At 40.4% G+C, this 2,330-nt stretch carries 2 protein-coding genes; both read right to left on the bottom strand.

The window, feature by feature from the left end:
- Positions 1-117: 117 nt before the first annotated feature.
- Positions 118-1,053, bottom strand: coding sequence for a cysteine synthase A (cysK, locus tag IBX40_12800; GenBank protein MBE0525188.1), 936 nt, complete (start codon positions 1,051-1,053; stop codon positions 118-120).
- 52 nt (positions 1,054-1,105) lie between these two features.
- Positions 1,106-2,077, bottom strand: coding sequence for a serine acetyltransferase (locus IBX40_12795; protein MBE0525187.1), 972 nt, complete (start codon positions 2,075-2,077; stop codon positions 1,106-1,108).
- Between the last annotated feature and the right edge of the window lie 253 nt (positions 2,078-2,330).

Here is a 2,330-nt window from a genome sequence, read left to right as displayed (position 1 = left end):
ATCATTCTATTGTTATTTGCCACAATATGAACGTTTCGAAATCTATTGATGACTGTATAGTCCCGAAGCTGAACGTTAGTGAAGATTTACTTGCCAGTACAATGACAGGTCAAACAATTAGTCCTCATTAAAATCAGCCAGTGGAGTGCTGAGATAACGTTCTCCCGTATCTGGAAGAAATACCACGAGCAAACTTTCTGCATTTTCCGGTCGTTGTGCAACCTTTAACGCAGCACAAATGGCTGCTCCGGAAGAGATACCCGCCAGGATACCCTCCTTTTGGGCGAGAGTTTTCGCTGCTTCAAAAGCCTCCTCATTACTCACCTGGATTATTTCATCAATTATGCCAGTATTTAGTACATCTGGTACAAATCCGGCACCAATTCCCTGAATTTTATGGGGTCCGGGCTTCCCGCCAGATAGAACAGGTGAATCCTTAGGTTCTACCGCTATTGCTTTAAATGCTGGTTTACGGGCTTTTATTACTTCTGCCACACCTGTAATAGTCCCCCCTGTTCCCACACCGGCTATAAGTATGTCCACAGCACCATCAGTGTCGTTCCAGATCTCTTCGGCAGTGGTCTGGCGGTGTATTTCCGGGTTAGCAGGATTACTGAATTGCTGCAAAATTAAATAATTTGTGAATTCTTTATTAAGTTCTGCTGCCTTTTCTATGGCACCATTCATTCCTTTTGTGCCCGGTGTAAGAACCAGTTCTGCCCCCAAAAGTTTCATGATTTTTCTTCGTTCAATACTCATGGTATCAGGCATTGTAAGGACTAACCTATACCCTTTAGCAGCACATATGCATGCTAAACCAATTCCTGTATTCCCTGAAGTTGGTTCGATAATGACAGTATTTTCATTAATTAGGTTATCTTTCTCGGCAGCTTCGATCATGCTGAGAGCAATACGTTCTTTTACACTTCCTAATGGATTAAATGATTCAAGCTTTGCTACCAGTGTTGCCTGGCACCCTTCGGTTATCCTGTTAAGTCTAACGAGCGGTGTTTGCCCAATAGTCTGAGTGATATCATCATAGATTTTTCCCATCTTTATTCCCTCCCTTAATTAATGATGTTGAATATGTGCTTGATGATGACCATCAGGATGTATGATGGTCTTTGTAAATTAAACCCGGTGCCTTTAACATTACCGTAGTATCGGGTGGTACTGACTGGATCATCCAGACATTCCCACCGATGACCGAACGTGCTCCGATCACTGTTTCGCCACCCAGTATAGTAGCTCCTGAATAGATAATAACATCATCTTCAATGGTTGGATGCCTCTTGGTACCACGGACAATATCACCCTCTTCATCTTTAGGGAAACTTAAGGCCCCCAGGGTGACACCCTGATAGATTCGAACATTTTTACCAATTATACACGTTTCTCCAATAACCACGCCTGTGCCATGATCTATGAAAAAGCAACGTCCAATCGTTGCCCCGGGGTGAATATCAATACCTACACTGCTGTGGGCGTATTCTGTCATAATACGTGGAAGAAGAGGTATGTCCTGTTTATATAACTCATGCGCAACTCTGTAAATAGTAATGGCAAAAAGTCCAGGGTAACAAAAAATAATTTCATCATAACTCTTAGCTGCAGGATCTCCATCATAGGCGGTTCTGATATCAGAGGCCAGAATTTCACGCAGTTTCGGGATCTTTTGTAAAAAGAAGGTGGCTTCTTTTTGTCCCCTATCAATACACTCTGTACATTCCAGTCCGTAACGATGGCAGTCATGCATGATGCTGTGTGCTATTTGCTTTGAAAGTTTCTCAAAAAGATCTGTTACTTCACTACCGATATGATAGGGAAGATTATTTCTATCGATTATTTGATGTTCGAAATAACCTGGATAAAGTATATGCTTCACGATATCGATGATCTCAATCACAGAATCCTTTGAAGGGATCATTTTTGCATCCACATGGTCAAAACATATCTCATTCGAACATGTTCCAATGATTGAATCAACAATATCGGGAATTTTTGTTCTGTAGTTATCTTCGCTCTCTGCTGTTAGAAACACGCATTCATCCGATTTTTGCTTTGATTCTTCTGCCATATTGCTAATCCTATTGAATTATCCTGGTTTTATCCTGGTTTATCACTCATGGATTCTTCTATTACTATAATGGAAAAAAGAATTGCATGAAGTATAACCTTTTCGGACTCCTTGATAAATGTATAATCCTGAAAAAATTTCGCATTAAATTTCACTCTGAAATCTTATCTCAGAGGATTTCAAAATATCAGTGTGGATAGTTGAACAGATTTGTAAGTAATATCGTGAGACTGGAGAAGAGAATAAATTGTAA

The organism is Methanosarcinales archaeon, from assembly GCA_014859725.1.
Taxonomy (GTDB): Archaea; Halobacteriota; Methanosarcinia; order Methanosarcinales; family Methanocomedenaceae; genus Kmv04.
Note: the sequence above shows the minus strand (reverse complement) of the source record. Positions and strands in the feature narration are given on the sequence as shown.